The sequence below is a fragment of the Microbacterium sp. 69-7 genome (genome assembly GCF_001897985.1).
In the GTDB taxonomy this organism is placed as follows: domain Bacteria; phylum Actinomycetota; class Actinomycetes; order Actinomycetales; family Microbacteriaceae; genus Microbacterium; species Microbacterium laevaniformans.
The window spans coordinates 1-19,393 of sequence record NZ_MKRU01000086.1 but is presented as its reverse complement, the minus strand read 5'-3'; the positions used below and the strand labels follow the sequence as shown (position 1 = coordinate 19,393).

Sequence of the window (19,393 nt, the reverse complement as noted above, 5' to 3'; positions counted from 1 at the left end):
GAAGGGGCCCCGCCGTCGTGTGGATGCGTGCTCAGCGGTGGAGGTCGAAGCGGTCCAGCTCGGTGACCTTGGTCCACGCGGCGACGAAATCGCGGACGAACTTCTCGGTCGCGTCGTCCGAGGCGTACACCTCGGCAAGCGCGCGCAGCTCGGAGTTCGAGCTGAAGAGCAGATCGACGCGCGTGCCGACGCCGACCTTCTCGCCCGAGCCGTCCTTGACCCCCGCGAAGGCGTGGGAGCCGGGGTCCAGCGGCGTCCACGTCGTCCCGAGGTCGAGCAGATTCACGAAGAAGTCGTTCGAGAGCACCCCGACCCGGTCCGTGAACACGCCGTACGGCGAACCGTCCCAGTTCGCGCCCAGCACACGCAGGCCTCCGACCAGGACGGTCATCTCCGGAGCCGTGAGGGTGAGGAGGTTCGCCTTGTCGATGAGGTGGTACTCCGCGGGCATCGGGGCCAGCGGACCCTGGTAGTTGCGGAAGCCATCGGCCGCGGGCTCCAGGTAGGCGAAGGACTCGACGTCGGTCTGCTGCTCCGAGGCGTCGGTGCGTCCCGCGTGGAACGGCACGTCCACCGCGACGCCCGCATCGGCCGCCGCCTTCTCGACGGCGGCATTGCCCGCGATGACGATCAGGTCGGCGAGGGAGACGTCGATACCGGCCTGGGCGGCATCCGTCTTGATACCGCCGAGCACGCCGAGCACCCGGTGCAGCTGGGCGGGGTTGTTGACCTCCCAGTCCTTCTGCGGCGCGAGGCGGATGCGTGCGCCGTTGACGCCCCCGCGCTTGTCACTGCCGCGGAAGGAGGATGCCGCCGCCCACGTCGTCGCGACCAGTTCGGAGACCGTCAGGCCGGACGCGAGCACGCGCGCCTTCAGGTCGGCGACCTGCGTGCCATCCAGCCCGGTGCCGGTCGGCGCCGGAACCGGGTCCTGCCACAGGAGCTCCTCAGCCGGCACCTCCGGTCCGAGGTAGCGCGTGACGGGTCCCATGTCACGGTGCGTCAGCTTGAACCATGCGCGCGCGAAGGCGTCCGCGAAGGCATCCGGGTCGTCCCGGAAGGTCCGCGAGATCCTGTCGTACTCCGGGTCCATGCGCAGGGCGAGGTCGCTGGTGAGCATGCGCGGCTCGCGCTTGCCGTCGCTGTGGGCCAGGGGCACCATGTCGGCGCCCTGACCGCCCTTCGGCCGCCACTGGTGGGCACCGGCGGGACTCTTCATGAGCTCCCACTCGTACGCGTACAGAATGTGGAAGAACTCGTTGTCCCAGCGCGTCGGGTGGTAGGTCCACGTGACCTCCAGACCCGAGGTGATCGTGTCGTCGCCGCGCCCGGTGCCGTGGTTGTTCTTCCAGCCGAGGCCCTGAGCCTCCAGGCCGGCAGCCTCCGGGTTGTCGTCGAGGTTGTCGTCGGATGCCGCGCCGTGCGTCTTTCCGAACGTGTGGCCGCCCGCGATCAGCGCGACGGTCTCCTCGTCGTTCATCGCCATGCGACCGAACGTCTCACGGATGTCGCGGGCGGAGGCCAGCGGGTCGGGATTGCCGTTCGGTCCTTCCGGGTTGACGTAGATGAGACCCATCTGCACGGCCGCGAGGGGCTTGTCCAGCTCGCGGTCTCCGGAGTAGCGCTCGTCGCCCAGCCAGGTGGTCTCGGGACCCCAGTACACGTCGTCATCGGGCTCCCAGACGTCGGCGCGGCCGCCGGCGAAGCCGAACGTGCGGAAACCCATCGACTCCAGCGCGACGTTGCCGGCGAGGATCATGAGGTCGGCCCAGGAGATCGACTGGCCGTACTTCTTCTTGACGGGCCAGAGCAGTCGGCGCGCCTTGTCGAGGTTGACGTTGTCGGGCCAGCTGTTCAACGGTGCGAATCGCTGCTGACCGGCGCCGCCGCCGCCGCGACCGTCGGTCACCCGGTACGTGCCGGCCGAGTGCCACGCCATGCGGATCATCAGCGGTCCGTAGTGGCCGAAGTCGGCGGGCCACCAGTCCTGGCTGGTGGTGAGCAGCTCTTCGATGTCCTTCTTGACGGCCGCCAGGTCGAGCGACTCGAAGGCGGCGGCGTAGTCGAAGTCCGCGTCCAGAGGGTTACGCACCTGGGGGTTCTTGGCGAGGATCTTGAGGTTGAGCTGGTTGGGCCACCAGACCCGGTTGGCCGACCCGCTCGTCGGGTGCGGCTGCGCGTGGATGACCGGGCAGGTCGCGGCCTCCTCGGCGTACGCCTCGTCGGTGTCGGTGACGGTGACGGACTGGTCGATGTCGGTCGCGTCAGCGCCGATGCCGGCGCTGGTCGGGTCCTGGTCTGTCATGATGTTCCTTCCGTGAGGGGTGGGGTGGCGGCTCGTGCGCACGCGGGGCACACGCCCCAGTACGTCACCTCCGCCGTGGTGAGGATGAAGCCGTGGCTGTCGGAGGGCTCGAGACACGGCGCCGCGCCGATGGCGCAGTCCACGTCGACGACCGCGCCGCACGAGGTGCACACGAGGTGATGGTGGTTATCGCTGACCCGCAGCTCGAAGAGCATCGGCCGGCCCGCCGGCTCGATGCGGCGTACGAGCCCCGCATCGGCGAAATCACCCAACGCGTTGTACACCGATTGGCGGCTCGCACGCGGCATCCGCTCCACGATCGCGAGGAAGACGTCCTCCGCGCTGGCGTGCGCGTGCGTTCGCAGCGTGTCGTAGACCGCTGCACGCGAATCCGTGACCTTCAGCCCTGCCGCCCGCAGCGCCGCCGCGGCGTCGACGGCGTCTGCGCCGTGCGCGGGTGTTGCGAGCGAGGCCATGCCTCCACCTTACCTAGTTTTGAAGAAATCAAAACAAAAGTGGGGTGAACATTCGCTGTGCCGCAGCTATGGGTCGCCTGCACCCGGTCCGGGGAACATCGACCGTCAGTAGCGGTAATGCTCCAGCTTGTAGGGCCCCTCCACGGGAACACCGATGTACGCGGCCTGCTCCGGCGTGAGCTCGGTGAGCTGAACACCGAGCGCCGCCAGATGCAGTCGCGCCACCTTCTCATCCAGGATCTTCGGCAGCACGTACACGCCGACGGGATACTGCTCCCGCTTCGTGTACAGCTCGATCTGGGCCAGCACCTGGTTGGTGAACGACGCGCTCATCACGAAGGAGGGATGCCCGGTCGCGTTGCCGAGGTTCATCAGTCGCCCCTCGCTCATGACCAGGATGCTGCGCGGCGCACGGTCGTCACCGCCCGGCAGCCGGTACTCGTGCACCTGCGGCTTGATCTCGATCTTCTCGACACCCGGGATCGCTTCGAGCCCGGCGATGTCGATCTCGTCGTCGAAGTGTCCGACGTTGCCGACGATGGCAAGGTGTTTGAGGTTCTGAAGGTGATCCACCGTGACCACCCGGGTGTTCCCCGTGCCCGTGATGAGGATGTCGACATCGCCGATGACCGACTCCAAGCGGGCGACCTGGAAACCGTCCATCGCCGCCTGCAGCGCGCAGATGGGGTCGACCTCCCCGATGATCACGCGGGCGCCCTGACCGCGGAGCGCCTCGGCCGCTCCCTTGCCGACATCGCCGTAGCCGACGACGTAGGCGACCTTGCCGCCGATGAGCACGTCGGTGGCGCGGTTGAGACCGTCCGGAAGCGAGTGGCGGATGCCGTACTTGTTGTCGAACTTGCTCTTGGTGACCGAGTCGTTGACATTGATGGCCGGAAACAGCAGCGTCCCGGCTGCGGCGAGTTCGTACAACCGGTGCACGCCGGTGGTGGTCTCCTCGGTGACGCCGAGGATCTGCGCCGCCATCCGCGTGAAGCGCTGCGGGTCGCGGGCCAGGCTCGCGCGGAGCGTGTCGAGGACGATGCGGTACTCGTGCGAGTCGGACGGGGATGCCGCGGGCACCGCGCCCGCCTTCTCGAACTCGACGCCCTTGTGCACCAGCAGGGTCGCGTCGCCGCCGTCGTCGAGGATGAGGTTGGGCCCGTCGAAGCCCTCGGCCGACCAGTCGAAGATGCGATCGGCCAGCTGCCAGTACTCCTCGAGCGTCTCACCCTTGAACGCGAAGACCGGAACTCCGGCCGGCTGGTCCACGGTGCCGTGCGGGCCGACCGCGACCGCGGCGGCCGCCTCGTCCTGCGTCGAGAAGATGTTGCAGCTGGCCCAGCGCACCTGCGCACCCAGAGCCACGAGCGTCTCGATGAGCACGGCGGTCTGCACGGTCATGTGCAGCGAGCCGGCGATGCGGGCACCGGCCAGCGGCTGGAGGGGACCGAACTCCTCGCGCAGTGCCATCAGGCCGGGCATCTCGTTCTCGGCGAGGCGCAGCTGATGACGACCCGCCTCGGCGAGGCTCAGGTCGGCGACGACGAAGTCATGAATGCGGGCGGGGGCGGCAGTGGTCGGCATCCGCCCATTCTCGCACCCTCGTCCTGACGCCGGCCGAGCCTCAGACGCGCAGCGTCTCGTGGCGGACGACGACCCACCCCTTGGGCACCGACAGGCGGTCGGTGTGGATGGCGCAGAGGTCGTGCGCGTGCGGGTCGGTCGCTGCGCCGAGCGGGCCGAGGGCGGCCATCTGATCGCCGTAGTCGTAGGTCAGGGTCGTCACGGCCTCGCGGGCACAGCCCACCTTCGAACACAGTCGGGTACGCATCGTCCTCACGCTACCGGCGGCGGCGCACGAGGCGTGGGATGCCGCGCCGCCGCGGGACGCATCGCCGACCCGGGCGGGGAACGCTGACCTAGACTCGGAACATGATGAGGCGGCGCGCGAGCACTCCCCCGCGGGTGCGGCCGTCCCGCCACGGACGCCACGGTCGGGAGGACCGCAGTCCCGTGGTGCGGCCGCCGCTTCCGGCGCAGGAGACGCGCGAGGAACGTTTCGACTTCGTCGTCGGCACGGCGGCGGAGTTCCTGCGCAGCGCCTGGCCGGAGCTGCGAGAGGTCCGCTTCGAGGTGGCGGCCATGCCACCGGCATCCGATGAGGACGGCATCCCGCGGTGGACGGTCTCGACCGAAGAGCGGCGCATCGTGCTGTACCGCCTGCCGATCGAACGGCTCGGGAGCCTGCATCGGGAGGACGAGCTGCACCGGCGCATGGCCATCGAGGGCTGCGTCTTCCGCGCGGCCGCGCAGTATCTGGACCGCGACCCGTGGGATCTCGGGCCGGAGCGGTTCCGCTTTCTCTGAGCGTTCCGCACCGACGGGCGGTGTCGGGGGCGCTCAGCGGGGGTAGACGGTGACCGCCGACGCCGCCGCCGCGCTCGGCGCGACGGGGTAGCCGGCGATAGCGCCGGCACCGGCGTACGTGATGGCAGCGCGGACACTTCCCGTTCCCGGATCGAGGCGGTAGACGTCCCCGGCCTGCACAGAGACGGTGACGGCGCCGCCACCCGGCACAGAGATGTCGGTCTTCGCGCCGGTACCGGATGCCGCCGTGAGCACGACCGTCTGGGGCTCGCCTGTCGACGAGACGATGGTCATCGTCGGCGCCGCTCCCGCGGCGACGGCGACGAGCGCGGGCGCGGAGATCGCGTCGGCGGCGACGAACCAGCCGAAGTCGCTTCCGGCTGCGAAGCCGGACGTGGCCCAGGCGGCGCCCGTCACCGGGGCCGTCGCGCTCACCCGCACCGCGTACGTGCCGGTGGCGAGTCCGCCCAGATCGAGTTTGAGAGGTACGCCCGCCTTCAGGGGGACCGCCTGCGGTGCGCCCACTGCCGCACCGTCGCGCACGACGGTGACGGTCGCCTGGGCGTCGGCGCCCGGGGAGAGCAGCCGCAGCGACGTCGGGGCGTTGCTCTCGCCTGCGCCGCCCTGCGTCGTCACGACGGGAACGCCCGGGATCACGAGATCCGTGTCGGGGACGGCGGCGGCGCCGACCTGATCGACGCCGCCGGCCACGAGAACGCGCGTGAGGCTGGTCTGCAGCGCGGCGCGGATGGGGGCTTGGGCCGACGTCACGCGCAGCACCGGGTTGTCCTCGCGCAGGGCGAGGGAGGCGAGGGGGATGATCCGCTGTGTGCCGGCGGCGACCACGATCGCGTTGCCCGCGACGGGCACGGCGCCACCGGAGGCGCCGTACACGGTGATCGTGACGCGCGCCGCGACCACGCCCGGGTTTTCGAGGACGACCAGATCGGAGGCGCCCGTCCCCCCGGAGCCGCCGACGAGCCACGACTCCATCTCGGGCCGGGCGCAGGAGGACGCGGCGAACCCGCTGAGATCGTCCGCGCTCACCTGCGCCGAGGTCGCTGCAGCGATCTCGGCGGGCTGTCCGCCCACCGGAGCGGCCCGCAGCGCGGTCGGGCCTGTTCCCCCGGTCACGTCGGGGGCCGCCAGGGTGGAGGTCGCGGCATCCGTCGGGGTCGCCTTCGACAGCGCGGCGGAGGTCAGCGCGGCCGGGGCGGCATCGGTGAGCTGCGCGGCGCGGGTCGCATCGCGCCCCGGGGCCAGGACGGGACCGACGCACGTCGCGATCGATGCTGTCGCCGGCGCGTGCGCGGCGATCGAGAGGGCGGAGTCGTCGGTGTGCGTGGGAAGCGGCAGCGCGACCAATGCCGCGCCGGCCGCCACCGCGGCTGCCGTGATGACGGTGCCGACGGCGACCCGCACGGTCGTGAGGCGACGAAGGCCGGGCAGGCGGGTGCTCATCGGAGTCCTCCTCCGGACGCGCGCCGCGCGCCGATGACGCGCGGGCGACGACGGTTCAGCCGCAGGGAGCGCCGGGTGGGCAGAGCGAGGAGTAGGGCGATCAGGACGACCCCGATCTGCACCGCGGCGGTGCGGGCGTTGTCGACCGCCGATGTCGCCACGCGATCCGTGACCGGGGCGGTGACCCGCCACAGCTTGCCCTTCGCGGTGTCGCCGACGATCTCGAGATCCTGACGCTGATCGAGGGCGGTCTCGGCCGCGATGCGCACCGCACGCGCCGCGTCGCTCTCACCCTCGGCGGTGCCGCCGAGGAGCACGAACGCGACCCCGTGCGCCCCCAGACGCGCGACCGCGTCGCCCGAGGGCACGGCGATGAGCTCGGCCGTCAGCTCCGCGGCTTCGGCGTCGCCGGCATCGGTGGAAGAACGCGCCGAGCGCAGGGTGCTCTGCCCGCCCAGGGCCGAGGTCTCACCCCAGACGACATCCGTGACGACGGATCCGTCGGCCGCGGCGGTGAGCACGAAGGTGGCGTTGCCCAACCCCGATCGCCCCTCCGCCTCGACGTAGGCCGGCAGGGTGCTGCTCGGGCCGTTCGTGACGGCCGACGTGCCGCGGGGCAGCGCGGTGATCACGGGGACCGCACTGACCGCGAGGGCGGTCAGCGCCAGGGCGGCGAGCGGTCCACGGAGTCGGGGGGGCGCCGGCAGCGCGTCGATCGTCAGCGCTGCCGATCCCAGCAGGGCGAGCCAGTACAGGCTGAGGGCGGCGCCCGGCCAGACCGCGATGGCGGTCCCGGCATCCGAGGTGACGACGATGCCGATGACCGCGACCGCCGTCGCGAGGGCGCTGAGCGCGATCATGAGGACGATCGCGGACGACAGCGTGCGCGACACGATGGGGGCGGCCACCGCGAGCACGATCACGGGCACGACGAGCAGGAACGGCCACGGCCCCGTGCCGTCGAGGAGCTGACCCCACTCCGAACCGCGAGCGGTGGGGAATCCGAGCGCGAGGGCGACACGGCGGGCGAGATCTGTCGACTCCCCCGACGGCAGTGGCACGCCGGGGTCGGCGATCAGGGCCCACGGATCGCCGGCGGTGAGGCGACGCCAGATCATCGGCGCCCAGACGATCACCGACGGAACGAGCAGCCAGACGACGCGCGCGAGGCCTCGCCCCCGACCGAGCGCCGCCGTCAGCACGATCGCCACGAGCCACAGCACGATGAGGGCCGGAGCCAGCGACGGGGCGCTGGCGAGCACCGCGACGGCGATCACCGATCCCATGCCCGCCGCTGTCCACGAGCGGTGCGCCGCGACCGCGGTCCACAGCAACCAGGGAAGCAGGAGGTGTGCGATGACGACGGTCGGCCGTCCCGACGCCAGGGCGTCGAGCAGGCTCGGCGCGAGCGCGTAGCCCACGGCCACGACGGCGCGGGCGAGCGCGTTGTCGGTCAGACGCGTGGCGGCGAACCAGGCGCCCAGGGCGGACAGGGGGATCGCCAGCACCCAGACGACGACGAGGACGCGCGAGGGCGCGGCGGGCCAGAGCGAGCCGAGCACGGCGACGACGGCACTGAACGGGTCGGCCGGCCCCTGCGTGTCCCAGCCGAGAGGCCGGGCCCCGGATGCCGCATCGGCCCAGAGCTGGCCGACGGTCGCCCGCAGCGGCGCAAGGCCTCCCCCGCCGAGCACCGGCCACGCGAGCAGCGACAGGAAGGCGAGGACCGAGACGAGCAGGGCTCCGAGGACGATCCAGGCACCGCCCCCGGAGAAGAAGTGCAGTTCACCGCGCGCGGTGCCGTCGATGATCACGTCGTCGTCGAGACGCTGACGCAGCTCGACCCGACTGACCCGCAGCGGTGCCAGCTGCGCCCAGGAGACGCGGCGGCCGGCACGGATGCCGCGGCGTGCGCGGGCGACGGCGGCGGGACGCAGCAGCACCGTCAGCGTGGCGCCCCATTCCGGACCGATCATCGACGGACGCTTGCCGAGGAGCAGGGCGACCGAGCGGAGGACCGCCAGCGGCAGCAGGGAGAGCCAGTGCAGCGCGACGGCGACCGCCGGCGCGTACACGAGTCGACGGTGCAGTTGCGCCGTGCGGCGGCTGTAGGCCCGACGCACCCCGACCGGCTCGAAGCGGTCGCCGAGGGTCGGCGGGTCGGTGCGATCGGGATCTGCGATGGCGACGAAAGCCTGGGGCGCGAGGACGACACGGCCGCCGCGCAGACGCGCGCGCACACCGAGGTCGAGGCCTTCGTCCGCGCCCGCCAGCGCCGAATCGAGACCGTCGAGCGCGCGCCACGCGTCGGTGCGCACCAGGATGCCGCGGACATCCGAGCCGAGAACGTCCTCGCTGGCGTCATGCTGACCCTGATCGTGCTCCCCGTCGGCGAGACCGACGGCGCGGCCGCCCCGCGTCATCGACACACCGAGAGACACGATGCGGTCGTTGTCGTCGGCGCGGACGAGTTTCGGCGCGGCGATCGCGACCGAGGGCGCGGTCTCGAGAGCGCCCATGAGGCGAACGAGCGCGTCGGGCGCGGGTGTGGTGTCCTGGTCGAGCACCCACACGGCATCCCCACCGAGCCGTCGGCTCGCCAGTGCGAGGGCGTCGGCGAAGGATGTCCCGCGATCGGCGGTGATGACGGCTTCGGCGGCGGACTCGCCCGCGATGCGCTGAAGCTCGCGATCGGTTGCGTGTGGGCCGCACAGCACGATGGTGAGCGTGTCCACCGGGCGCGCCTGGGCCGCGAGCGCGGAAAGGACGCGGTCGAGACGGATGTCGGTGGCCACGCGCGCATCAGGGCGCACGACCAGTAGTGCGTGAACTCGGGCGGGCATGACGTCGTCAGCCTAAGCGGGAGCTGGCGCAGAACGCGGACGTCGCCCGCGAGTCTCGTGATCGGTCACGCCGCCGAAGCGGTCGCCGCGATCAGGCGCGACGCTTGAGCTTGCGGCGCTCGCGTTCGCTGAGTCCACCCCAGATGCCGAAGCGCTCGTCGTTCTGCAGGGCGTACTCGAGGCACTCGCCGCGCACGTCGCACGAGGTGCAGATGCGCTTCGCGTCGCGGGTCGACCCACCCTTCTCCGGGAAGAAGGCCTCGGGGTCGGTCTGCGCACAGAGGGCGTCGGCCTGCCAGGCGAGCGCGGTGTCCTCGTCGGCGACGGACGGACGACGCACTCCCGGCACACCCAGATTGACCGGGTCGACGAACCAGTTGTCGGGGACGCCGGAGCGGTAACCCGTCATATCGTTCTCCCCACGTTTTCCCGATGCGCCGATGCGCGTGTTGGAATAATTACACCCTTGTCATTCGCCGCGGTCAAGTCGCAGATCGTAAACCCTCAACACGGGATTGAACCTTCACGCACGCCCGTCGGCGTGTCGCGGCCGCGCCGCACTGACGGATGCCGGTGGGTCAGGAGCCGGGCTGGGCCAGGAAGAGCTCGCCCGTGCCGGAGACCTCGACGGCGTCTTCATCGGCGATGTGCACGGCTGCTCCGGGGCGGAGCGCCGCCGAGTCGAACGCACCGGCCACGACGACCTCCCCGACGGTGCAGAGCGCGATCGCCGGGCCGTGCACCGCGACGCGAACGGTGTCGCCGGCGACGGTGACACGCTCGAGGAGGAAATCGTCCACGGGGGTGTCGTAGACGTCGACCCCGTCGGCGAGGGGGCGCGGACGGATGACGGGAGCCGGGGCGGGAGTCGCGTCCAGCACGTGCAGCAACTCCGGGACGTCCACGTGCTTGGGGGTGAGGCCTCCCCGCATGACGTTGTCGCTCGCGGCCATCAGCTCGACGCCCAGGCCCGACTGGTAGGCGTGGAGCACCCCGGCCGGAGCGAACAGCCCCTCGCCGCGGCGGAGGGTCACGAGGTTCATCAGGAGGGCCACGATCAGCCCGCCATCGCCCGGGAAGTCGGATGCCGCGGCGCGCAGCACCGCGATCTCATCGGCGAACTCGGTCTCGCCGGCGTCCGCCGCGGCGTCGAGAGCCGCGGCCACGGATGCCACCGTCGCGGCATCCGCCTCGTCGAGCGCCCAGGCGAGCACGTCACGCAGAGCACGCTCGGCGGCGAGCCCGTCGTCGTCGACGGCGAGGCGGCTCTGCAGCTGGGCCACACCGGCGGGGACGTCGTCGCCGGTGGCGGCGAGCACGGACAGGAAGCGACGGGTCTCGGCGAGCGGGCGGAGTCCGACGAGCGCACGGAAGCGGTCACTGAGGGCGACGATGATCTCCGGCTTGTGGTTGTCGTCGCGATAGAGACGGTCGGCGGCGTCGCGCGGGATGCCGGCGCGCTCCTCCCGCGCGAACCCCTCCTGTGCCTGGGCGCGCGTGGGGTGGGCCTGGATGGACAGTGAGGATGCGGCGGCGAGAAGCTTCAGCAGGAACGGCAGGGCGGGACGTCCCGCCTCGGCGAGGGCCACGTCGAGGGTGCGACCGTCGGACGTCCGCGACGGGCAGCCCGGGTGGTCGCCGTACCAGATCTCGGCTTCGGGAGCCCCCGTCGGCTGGCGTCCTTCGAGGGCGGGGATGAGGGTCGGGGAACCCCAGGAGTAGTCGCGAGGATCGTTGGAGATCGGCGTCAGCATGCCCCCAGCCTAGGACCGCCGCCGCGCTACTCTGATCAGACCATGGCCGTCCACACGAAGCATCCGGTCGCGGCGCCGCCGACCGCGCCGATCCGCGCGACGTCGGGCCACCTGCTGCTGCGGGGGTGGTGCATCTTCGTCCTCGCCGCGGCCCTCGCCGGGTCCGCGTGGCCGCTGGCGCTCGGCATCCCCGCCACCGCCGTCGCGGTCGTCGTCGCCGGGCTCGTCTCGGCGTCGGTGTGGGCGCTCTCGCGTCCCCCGGTGCAGTGGCGTCGACTGCCGTGGTTCGCTCTCTCCTATGCCCTCTGGGCGGTGTGCTCGCTGCTGTGGACGACGCATCTCGCGGCGACGGCCGCGACGCTCGTCCTCCTGCTGGTGACGACGATGCAGGCCCTCTTCGTGGGCGCGGTGCTGACGTGGCGTGAGCTCGTGCGTGCGATGGCGTCGGCACTCAAGTGGGTGCTCGGGTTGTCGCTGCTGTTCGAGCTCTGGGTGTCTCTCGTCTGGCACGGCGTACTGCTTCCCGGCTTCGCACGGCCCGACGGTGTGGTCGCCGACGGGGCCGTCGTCTGGTCACACGATCAGCTGATGAGCGGTGGGCGCATCCAGGGCATCGTCGGGGATGCCACGGCGCTGGCCTTTCTTGCGCTGCTGGGCATGGTCGTCTTCGCCGTCCGCTTCGCTTCGCGTGCGCCACGGCGCACGCTGCTGGTCGGGTGGTTCGCCCTGTCGTCCTTCCTCTTTTTCCGTGCGGGGTCGGCCCTCGGCTGGCTCGGAGCGGCGGGGGTCGTCCTCGTGCTCGCGACGGTGCTGGTGATGCGCACCACGAAGCGCGCCGGCGAGCGCACCCGGTATTACGTCGTCTACGCCGTGATCGCCGCGGCCGGCATTCTGGCCGTCTGGCTCGGGCGGGGTCAGATCTTCTCGTTCCTCGGGCGCAGCACCGACCTCGACGGGCGCGAAGAGACGTGGGCCCTGATCGCGGCGAAGGCGCTCGAGCGTCCGGTGCAAGGGTGGGGTTTCGCAACGCCGTGGCCGCCGCTGGACGCGGCATCCGTGCCCTGGGTCCCCGGCATCGACTCTGCCCTCACGCAGGCCCACAGCGTGTGGCTCGACGTCCTCCTCCAGCTCGGGATCGTCGGGATGGCGCTGCTCGCCCTGACCTTCTTCGCGTACGTGTGGCGCTCCTGGTTCTTCGCCGTCGACCGCCCCCGCTGGGACCTCGTCGCCGACCGGCCCTACTCCCCCGTGACGCTCGTGCCGACGCTGACCGGAGCGATCCTGCTCGTGCAGGGCGTGGCCGACTCCGGTCCGATCGTCGCCGGCGGGTGGCTGCTGATCGTCATGCTCGCGTTCAAGATCAAGCAGGCACCGCTGCTGGGACGCGGCGCCTCGGAAGAGCGGCTGGTCGGCGAGCAGGGCGGGACGGAGCGCGTACCGCGCTGAGCACGCGGGTGAAGGGCTCGGGTGATGCGCAGGGCGCCGGGTTAGACTTCTCGCGCTATGGCCTCTATTTCTGCGCGCCCCGACGCGGCCTCGAACGACACGTTCTCGCCCGCCAGCGCGACGATCGCGATCGTCACCTATAACCGGTCCGGCCTGCTCACGAAGCTGCTCGAGAGCATCACCGCGATGGACCCGAAGCCGGGCCACGTGGTGATCGTCGACAACGCGTCGACCGATGACACCACCGCCGTCGTCGAGGCGTTCCGCGAGCGGCTGGGCGCCGAGCTGGTCTACCGCCGACTCGACGAGAACACCGGAGGCTCCGGCGGTTTCAGCGAGGGCATGCGGGTGGCGTACGAGCTCGGCTCGACGTGGATCTGGCTCATGGACGACGACGTCGAGGTGCTGCCCGACGGACTCGCGAAGATGGGCGCGTGGGCGCCGCGGTTCAAGTCGATTCAGGGGCGGCGCTACGACTTCGACGGGAGCGAGTTCTACTGGCAGTACCGCGTCGCGGAGCCTCTTGCGATTCCCATTCCGTTCGCACCCAGCGGCTTCGACGAGTCGGGCTACAAGGAGATGAACTCCGGCTGCTTCGAGGGCATGTTCATCCACCGCGACATCGTCGGGCAGATCGGCCTGCCCGATCCCCGCTTCTTCATCTACTGGGACGACCAGACCTACGGCTGGCTCGCATCGCGCATCACACGCTCGGTCATCGTCAACGAGTTCGTGCTGCGTCGCACGCGCGAGATCAAGCAGTGGGACATGGGCATCCGGCACATGAACGCGTCGAGCAACGCGTACCGGTACTACATCATGCGCAACCGCGCGATCATCAAGCGCTATTACCGTAGCCTGGGCGTCTACAACCCCGTGCTGTTCGGCTTCGGCACCGCGCTCACGTTCGGCAAGGAGCTCATCCGGCTGCTCTTGGTCGAGCGCACCGTGCGAGGCACCTCGAACCTGTTCCGAGGCCTGCGCGACGGACGCAAGATCTCGCGGGATGCCGCGTGGAAGCCCATGCCGCCGCTGGTCGCGGCGGGCACGGCATCCTGACCTGTCCTTCATCCGCTCGCAACGCTCGGAGCCTCTCGTGACTCACATTCTGCAGAACACCGTCCTTCCCACCGAGCGCGATCCCGATCTGTTGCCGCTGTACGTGGATCCCGAGACGTGGACCTCGATCGACGAGGAGCCCGTGCGCGTGTCCAGCCGCGCACAGCTGGGCAACATCCTCGGTCGCACCACGGCGCGCATCGTCGCGGGGCGACGCGTGTCGTTCGGCACTTACTTCAACGCTTTCCCGGCGTCGTACTGGCAGCACTGGACGACGGTGCGCGATGTCACGCTCACGGTGCGCACGAGCGGCCCGGCCACGATCCTGGTCTACCGCTCGACCGGCAGCGGCGTGCGACAGCGGATCGACACGCGGGAGGTGGACGGCGAGTCCACCGCAACGTTCGAGCTCACGCTCAATCAGTACAGCGACGGTGGGTGGATCTGGTTCGACGTCGCCGCCGACGAGAAGTCCGCCATCTTCGAGGGTGCGACCTGGTCGACCGAGACGGAACCGCGCCGGCGAGGCAAGGCGAGCATCGGCATCACCACCTTCAACAAGCCCGATTACTGCATCGGCACCCTCCGCGCGCTGGCGGCCAGCCCTGAGGTACTGCCGCTTCTTGACCGCGTGTTCGTCATCGATCAGGGCGATCGCCTGGTGTCCGCAGAATCCGGTTACGAAGAAGTAGCGGCAGCGCTCGGCGAGACTCTGCAGATCGTGGCGCAGCCGAACCTCGGAGGGTCGGGAGGCTTCGCCCGGGCGATGACGGAGACCCTTCAGCGGCCGGAGAGCGACTTCGTGCAGCTGCTGGACGACGACGTCCGCATCGAACCGGAGTCGATCCGGCGATCCATCATGTTCGCGCGGTTCGCCACGATTCCGACGATCGTCGGCGCCCACATGTTCGATCTGCTCGACCGCCCCAAACTGCACGCCTGGGCAGAGGTCGTCGACGAGATGCCCTTCATGTGGCGCACGCTAAGTCAGGAGCGGATGCCGCACGACTTCTCGGTCGCGAACCTCCGCCAGTCCCCGTCGCTGCATTCCCGCCTCGATGCGGACTACAACGGCTGGTGGATGTGCCTGATCCCGACGGAGATCATCCGCGAGGTCGGTTTGGCCCTCCCGGCCTTCATCAAGTGGGACGACGCCGAATACTCGTTGCGCGCGCGCGAGGTCGGCTTCCCGACGGTGTCGGTGCCGGGCGTCGCACTGTGGCACGTGTCGTGGGTGGGCAAGGACGACTCGATCGACTGGCAGGCCTACTTCCATGCGCGCAACCGCATCGTGGCGGGCCTGTTGCACTCTCGGGCGCCGCAGGGAGGCACCCTTCTGAGGCACAGCCGGAGGCTGGATCTCAAGCACCTCATGATGATGCAGTACTACCCCGTGGCCCTGAGGCACCGGGCGCTGCGCGACGTCCTCTCCGGTCCCGCGCACATGAGAGCGAACCTCGCGACGGCGATGCCTGCCGCACGGGCACTCGCAAAGGACTTCCCCGAGACCGTCGTGCACCGCGATACCGCCACACCGCTCCGTTCACGCCGCGGACGGCAGGTGTTCCCGCGATTCAAGCGTCACCAGTTCGACAGTCCGACGGGGCTGCGCCTGCGGTGGTTCACGGCGTCCACGCTCGCGGCGCATTGGCTCCACGCGCCGCGTCCCGAGAACGTGACGCAACCGGAGGTGGAATTCGGCAAGGACGACGCCCACTGGTGGCGCGTCCCGCACTTCGACAGCGCCCTGGTCAACGCTGCCGACGGCTCGGGCAAGAATGTCTACACCCGTGATCGGGCGCAGTTCCGTCGAATGCTCGTCGAGAGCGTCCGGCTCCACTGGGCACTGCGTCGGCGCTGGGTTCGTCTGTCGGACGAGTATCGGCGTGCGCTGCCCGAACTCGTCTCCGAGGATGCCTGGCGGGAGACCTTCGGCGAAGAGGCTGGCTGAGCCCCTCCGCCGCCCGGCCGCTCACCGTCAGGCGAGATGGTTGTTCCACAGCGACAGCGCTGAGCCGATCGCCATGTGCATGTCGAGGTACTGGTACGTGCCGAGTCGTCCGCCGAAGTGGACGTCCTTCTCACTCTTCGCGAGTTCCCGGTAGGCGAGCAGCCCAGCACGGTCACCAGGGGTGTTCACCGGGTAGTACGGCTCGTCCTCGCGGGTCGCGAATCGGGAGAACTCGCGCATGATGACCGTCTTGTCGGTCGGATACCGGTCGGCGCGCTCCGGGTGGAAGTGCTTGAACTCGTGGATCCGGGTGTAGGGCACCTCGGCATCCGCGTAGTTCATGACGCTCGTGCCCTGGAAGTCGCCGACCTCGAGGACCTCCTCCTCGAAGTCGAGGGTCCGCCACGACAACTCGCCTTCGGCATAGTCGAAGTACCGGTCGACGGGACCTGTGTAGACCACGGGAACCTGGCCGACAGTGGCTCGCTTGTTCAGCGGCTGCGACTCGTCGAAGTAGTCCTTCGACAGCTTCACCTCGATGTTGGGGTGGTCCGCCATCCGCTCCAGCCAGGCGGTGTACCCGTCGGTGGGCAGGCCCTCCCACGTGTCGTTGAAGTACCGGTTGTCGTAGGTGTAACGAACCGGGAGGCGGCTGATGATCTCCGCCGGCAGTTCCTTCGGGTCGGTCTGCCACTGCTTGGCCGTGTAGTCGCGGATGAACGCCTCGTACAGGGGGCGGCCGATCAGGCCGATGCCGCGCTCCTCGAGGTTCTGCGCGGCCTTCGGGTCGAACTCCCCCGCCAGCTCGTGCACGAGTGCGCGCGCCTCGTCCGGCGTGTGCGCCGCCTGGAAGAACTGATTGATCGTGCCCAGGTTGATCGGCAGCGGGAAGACGACGCCCTTGTGGTTCGTGTACACGCGGTGCACGTAGTTCGTGAAGGTCGTGAACCGGTTCACGTACTCCCACACGGTCGCGTTCGAGGTGTGGAAGAGGTGCGCGCCGTAGCGGTGGACCTCGATGCCCGTCGTCGCCTCGTCCTCGCTGTACGCGTTGCCGCCGATGTGATGACGGCGATCGATGACGGTGACTTTCCGGCCAGCCGCTGCAGCGCGCTCCGCAATGGTGAGGCCGAAGAAGCCCGAGCCGACGATGAGAAGATCCATGACATCCAATCCCGAGCGCGATGGCGCTCACTTTCCCAGGGTACCGAGCCGACCGGCGAGGTCAGAGATACCGTCTTGCGTAACGTCGGACGTGCACCGCCCGATAGACGGCGAGCGCCGCGGCGACGACAAGGATGCCGAGGATCGCGCCATAGAGTCCGAGCCAGATCACCAGCGCCGCGATGACGGGGATGCCGACCGCGGCGGAAGCGATCGATGAGAGCGCCAGCTGGCGAGAGCCTCCGAGCGCGACGAGGCCCGAGAGACCGGCGATCTGAGCTACGCATTCGAAGCAGAAGGCGGCGCCGGCGATGACGGCGACCGTCCACGGCACTACGGCTTCTCCCAGACTCAACAGCGACGACACCGGGGTCGACAGCGCCGCCAGCGCCACACCCCCGAGGAGGCCGACTCCGGTTGCGACCTTCACTCCGGTCACCGCTCGGGCGCCCACGGTCGCTCGCCCGGATTCCGGCACCCACCCCTGAATGGCCTGCAGGATCGGGGCGAGGGCGAGGACTCCGTATTTCATCAGCCGATCGATCATGGCGAAGACCGGAACGGCGGCGGGCGCGAAGGCCTGAACGAGCACCGTCGGCGCAGCCGTCCACATGCTGGCCGAGATCGTGCTCGACACTCCTGCGGACTGCGAGCGCAGGATCTCGCGCCACGGAGTCGGGTGCGCGGCCCGACGCGGGCCGTCCTGGGGACGGGTGACGACGTAGACCATGGATGCCGCCACTCCGACGACGGTCAGCGCCGCGGTGCAAGCGAGGTACGCGGTCAGATCTCCGGTGATCAAGACGGCGACCAGGCCGAGCACCTGACCCACGATGGAGGGCGTCGCGTCGAGGAGGAAGAGCGGGATCGGCCGATTCGTGCCCACGAAGTACCAGGCGGCACTCAGTCCGGCGAACGTGTAGGTTCCGGCGGCGAGCACCGCGTTGATCCACGACTGGCCCGTGAGCTGAGCGCAGAGGATCACGGTGGGCACGAGCACCACCGCGAACAGCGTCCCGCGGACGGAGAACGACTGCATGAACACCGCCTTGCGCTCCTCGGGTGCGATGGCCGACACCATGCTCGGGCCCGTCGCCCCCCAGCCGAAGGCGACGATCACCGACGCGAACTGGGTAATGGCCTGCATGACGGCGAGATGCCCCCACTGCTCGGCGCCGACGGTGGTGATCAGGATGGGTAGCGAGAAGACCCCGACGAGCGTCGAAGCGACGATCGAGAGGGAGAACAGAGCGCTCCGGCGCAGCAACTCGTGGCGAAACAGGCGCCTCATCGGCGTCGCCGGCTCCCCCGGATGGCACGCAGCCGCTCCTCGCTGACGCGACCTGTCACGCCGCGCAGCCCGTCGGAGAGCCCCGCTACGGCAGCCCGCCACTGCGCGCCGCGATCCGGCGACAGCACGACGCATCCGACGACCATCTCCGCCATCTTGCGGGTGCGGAACAGCATCCAGCGCCGGCGGCGGCGACCGAACACGCGGACGAGGATGGTGCTGTTGCGCACCATGTAGTAGGTGCGGAACGGAGCATGGTACAGGACGTGTCGGGGCTTCCCGGCGATCACGAGGTGACGGCCGAAGACCGTCAGGGGCACCAGCTCACCCAGTTCGTGGGCGATCTGCGCACCCGCTGCCACCACGAAGTGCAGGCCGTGTTCTTCGGCTCGGATGGAGAACTCGGAGTCGACCGCGTCGATGAACAGATCGGAGCGGTACGGTCCGACCTCGTCGAGGACCGAGATCGGGATCAGCTGACCGGCCTGGATCGGATCGAAAGCGAACCCGTCACGCAGCAGGACGCGCTGGCCGCCGACGAACTCGGGCACGACGGCCGCGACCTCGACCCCGGACGCCGCTGATGCCGCGAGGATGCGCAGTGCGCTCTCGACGTACCCGGCGGGGGCGGACGAGTCCTGATCGAGGGTGAGCACGTGGGTGGCACCGAGCTCGCGCGCGCGCTGCACCCCCTCGTTCAGAGCGTTGCCGATGCCCGAGTTCTCGGCGATCTCGACGATGTGCAAGGAGGGGAGCTCGAGGCCGAGCACCGCCGTCGAATGGGTCCCGTCATCCACCAGGACGACCGCATCGACCTGCTCCCGGAGGGCGGTCACGCGGGCAGCGAGGGCCGGCGGCGCGTGGAACACGGGGATGACGGCGATGACGAAGTGGGACACAGGACTCCTCGGCCGCTCTCACTGGAAAGGAGCGGGATTTTCATCGTAGATCAGGGTGTTCGTGGGAACCCTGCGTACAGGCCGCGGAGGCGTTGTTCGAACGCGGTCACTCCGTAGCGGCTCTCCGCCCACTGCTGCGCGCGACGGGTGCGGGCCGAGCCGTTCGCTGCGAGGGCGCCCACGACGGATGCGGCGAACTCGTCGGCATCGTCCGTCAGCCCGGCGAACAGGTCCGCGTCGCCGATGCCCTCCGCGCCCACGGGCGTCGCCACGACGGGTACTCCCCGCACCATCGCGTCGATCGTCTTGAACTTCACACCGGCGCCGGTAAACAGCGGGGCGATGAAGACCGACGCCTCGGCATAGGACGGCTC

At 70.0% G+C, this 19,393-nt stretch carries 16 protein-coding genes; 4 read left to right on the top strand and 12 right to left on the bottom strand.

What is annotated here, in order from left to right; translation table 11 throughout:
- Nucleotides 1-31 precede the first annotated feature (31 nt).
- From katG to BGN98_RS09215, 4 genes are all read right to left on the bottom strand, one after another.
- Nucleotides 32-2,305, bottom strand: coding sequence for a catalase/peroxidase HPI (gene katG, locus BGN98_RS09230; protein WP_016463364.1), 2,274 nt, complete (start codon nucleotides 2,303-2,305; stop codon nucleotides 32-34).
- Nucleotides 2,302-2,781 (bottom strand): Fur family transcriptional regulator, encoded by a 480-nt coding sequence (locus BGN98_RS09225; protein WP_288121025.1) that lies wholly within the window; start codon nucleotides 2,779-2,781, stop codon nucleotides 2,302-2,304. The genes katG and BGN98_RS09225 overlap by 4 nt, the downstream gene beginning before the upstream one ends.
- Before the next feature lie 105 nt (nucleotides 2,782-2,886).
- Nucleotides 2,887-4,368 (bottom strand): adenosylhomocysteinase, encoded by a 1,482-nt coding sequence (gene ahcY, locus BGN98_RS09220; RefSeq protein ID WP_288121024.1) that lies wholly within the window; start codon nucleotides 4,366-4,368, stop codon nucleotides 2,887-2,889.
- A 40-nt stretch (nucleotides 4,369-4,408) separates the two neighbouring features.
- Complete coding sequence (locus BGN98_RS09215; protein WP_005048283.1) at nucleotides 4,409-4,615, bottom strand: DUF3499 family protein; 207 nt, start codon at nucleotides 4,613-4,615, stop codon at nucleotides 4,409-4,411.
- A gap of 101 nt (nucleotides 4,616-4,716) precedes the next feature.
- Between BGN98_RS09215 and BGN98_RS09210 the strand changes: the two genes are divergently transcribed.
- The gene (locus BGN98_RS09210; RefSeq protein ID WP_036282608.1) at nucleotides 4,717-5,151 is read left to right on the top strand and encodes a metallopeptidase family protein; all 435 of its coding nucleotides are present in this window, start codon (nucleotides 4,717-4,719) and stop codon (nucleotides 5,149-5,151) included.
- A 33-nt stretch (nucleotides 5,152-5,184) separates the two neighbouring features.
- Here BGN98_RS09210 and BGN98_RS09205 read toward each other — a convergent pair whose 3' ends face one another.
- The 4 genes from BGN98_RS09205 to manA all read right to left on the bottom strand — a co-directional run bounded on the left by BGN98_RS09205 (nucleotide 5,185) and on the right by manA (nucleotide 11,209).
- The gene (locus BGN98_RS09205) at nucleotides 5,185-6,612 is read right to left on the bottom strand and encodes a DUF5719 family protein (protein ID WP_288121021.1); all 1,428 of its coding nucleotides are present in this window, start codon (nucleotides 6,610-6,612) and stop codon (nucleotides 5,185-5,187) included.
- A complete protein-coding gene (locus BGN98_RS09200) occupies nucleotides 6,609-9,455 on the bottom strand; it encodes a glycosyltransferase (RefSeq protein ID WP_288121020.1) in 2,847 nt (948 codons plus the stop codon). Before BGN98_RS09200 ends, BGN98_RS09205 begins: the two co-directional genes overlap by 4 nt.
- 91 nt (nucleotides 9,456-9,546) lie before the next feature.
- Nucleotides 9,547-9,864: a WhiB family transcriptional regulator gene (locus tag BGN98_RS09195; RefSeq protein WP_005048276.1), complete on the bottom strand. Its 318-nt coding sequence runs from the start codon at nucleotides 9,862-9,864 to the stop codon at nucleotides 9,547-9,549.
- Nucleotides 9,865-10,033: 169 nt separating this feature from the next.
- On the bottom strand, nucleotides 10,034-11,209 hold the full coding sequence (gene manA, locus BGN98_RS09190) for a mannose-6-phosphate isomerase, class I (protein WP_288121019.1): 1,176 nt from the start codon (nucleotides 11,207-11,209) through the stop codon (nucleotides 10,034-10,036).
- Between the two features lie 42 nt (nucleotides 11,210-11,251).
- Between manA and BGN98_RS09185 the strand changes: the two genes are divergently transcribed.
- From BGN98_RS09185 to BGN98_RS09175, 3 genes are read left to right on the top strand one after another with little or no spacing between them, the layout of a single operon-like run.
- Nucleotides 11,252-12,655 (top strand): O-antigen ligase family protein, encoded by a 1,404-nt coding sequence (locus BGN98_RS09185; protein WP_288121017.1) that lies wholly within the window; start codon nucleotides 11,252-11,254, stop codon nucleotides 12,653-12,655.
- 57 nt (nucleotides 12,656-12,712) lie between these two features.
- Entirely contained in the window at nucleotides 12,713-13,714 is a 1,002-nt protein-coding gene (locus BGN98_RS09180; RefSeq protein ID WP_288121016.1) for a glycosyltransferase family 2 protein, read from the top strand.
- A gap of 37 nt (nucleotides 13,715-13,751) precedes the next feature.
- Complete coding sequence (locus tag BGN98_RS09175; RefSeq protein WP_288121015.1) at nucleotides 13,752-15,665, top strand: glycosyltransferase; 1,914 nt, start codon at nucleotides 13,752-13,754, stop codon at nucleotides 15,663-15,665.
- A 27-nt stretch (nucleotides 15,666-15,692) separates the two neighbouring features.
- On the opposite strand, the gene glf is transcribed toward BGN98_RS09175, so the two are convergent.
- The 4 genes from glf to BGN98_RS09155 all read right to left on the bottom strand — a co-directional run.
- Nucleotides 15,693-16,829 (bottom strand): UDP-galactopyranose mutase, encoded by a 1,137-nt coding sequence (glf, locus tag BGN98_RS09170; protein WP_288121013.1) that lies wholly within the window; start codon nucleotides 16,827-16,829, stop codon nucleotides 15,693-15,695.
- A gap of 61 nt (nucleotides 16,830-16,890) precedes the next feature.
- Complete coding sequence (locus BGN98_RS09165) at nucleotides 16,891-18,120, bottom strand: lipopolysaccharide biosynthesis protein (RefSeq protein WP_288121011.1); 1,230 nt, start codon at nucleotides 18,118-18,120, stop codon at nucleotides 16,891-16,893.
- A complete protein-coding gene (locus BGN98_RS09160) occupies nucleotides 18,117-19,019 on the bottom strand; it encodes a glycosyltransferase (protein WP_288121009.1) in 903 nt (300 codons plus the stop codon). The genes BGN98_RS09165 and BGN98_RS09160 overlap by 4 nt, the downstream gene beginning before the upstream one ends.
- Before the next feature lie 50 nt (nucleotides 19,020-19,069).
- A partial coding sequence (locus BGN98_RS09155; RefSeq protein ID WP_288120989.1) for a glycosyltransferase family 4 protein occupies nucleotides 19,070-19,393 on the bottom strand: 324 nt, incomplete at its 5' end.